Genomic DNA, 857 nt, shown 5'->3' with positions numbered 1-857 from the left:
GGTACTATCGGCCACGTTGACCACGGTAAAACTACCCTGACTGCAGCGATCACTACCGTACTGGCTAAAACCTACGGCGGTTCTGCACGTGCTTTCGACCAGATCGATAACGCGCCAGAAGAAAAAGCTCGTGGTATCACCATCAACACCTCCCACGTTGAGTATGACACCCCGACTCGTCACTACGCGCACGTTGACTGCCCAGGGCACGCCGACTACGTGAAAAACATGATCACCGGTGCTGCTCAGATGGACGGCGCGATCCTGGTAGTAGCTGCGACTGACGGCCCAATGCCTCAGACTCGTGAGCACATCCTGCTGGGTCGTCAGGTTGGCGTTCCTTTCATCATCGTATTCATGAACAAATGCGACATGGTTGATGATGAAGAGCTGCTGGAACTGGTAGAAATGGAAGTTCGCGAACTGCTGTCCGCTTACGACTTCCCAGGCGACGACCTGCCAGTAATCCGCGGTTCCGCGCTGAAAGCGCTGGAAGGCGAAGCTGAGTGGGAAGCGAAAATCATCGAACTGGCCGAAGCCCTGGACAGCTACATCCCAGAGCCAGAGCGTGCTATCGACAAGCCGTTCCTGCTGCCAATCGAAGACGTATTCTCCATCTCCGGTCGTGGTACCGTTGTTACCGGTCGTGTTGAGCGCGGTATCATCAAAGTTGGCGAAGAAGTTGAAATCGTTGGTATCAAAGACACCGTTAAGTCTACCTGTACTGGCGTTGAAATGTTCCGCAAACTGCTGGACGAAGGCCGTGCTGGTGAGAACGTAGGTGTTCTGCTGCGTGGTATCAAACGTGAAGAAATCGAACGTGGTCAGGTACTGGCTAAGCCAGGCTCCATCAAGCC

1 protein-coding gene is annotated in these 857 nt (G+C 54.3%); it reads left to right on the top strand.

Annotated elements, in window-relative coordinates:
• The coding region (gene tuf / locus ACJ8QF_RS25040) for an elongation factor Tu (RefSeq protein WP_127147055.1) at positions 1 to 857 on the top strand (857 nt) is incomplete at both ends.

This window comes from Serratia sp. CY81684 (genome assembly GCF_052166595.1).
GTDB classification, from domain to species: Bacteria; Pseudomonadota; Gammaproteobacteria; order Enterobacterales; family Enterobacteriaceae; genus Serratia; species Serratia nematodiphila.
Note: the sequence above shows the minus strand (reverse complement) of the source record. Positions and strands in the feature narration are given on the sequence as shown.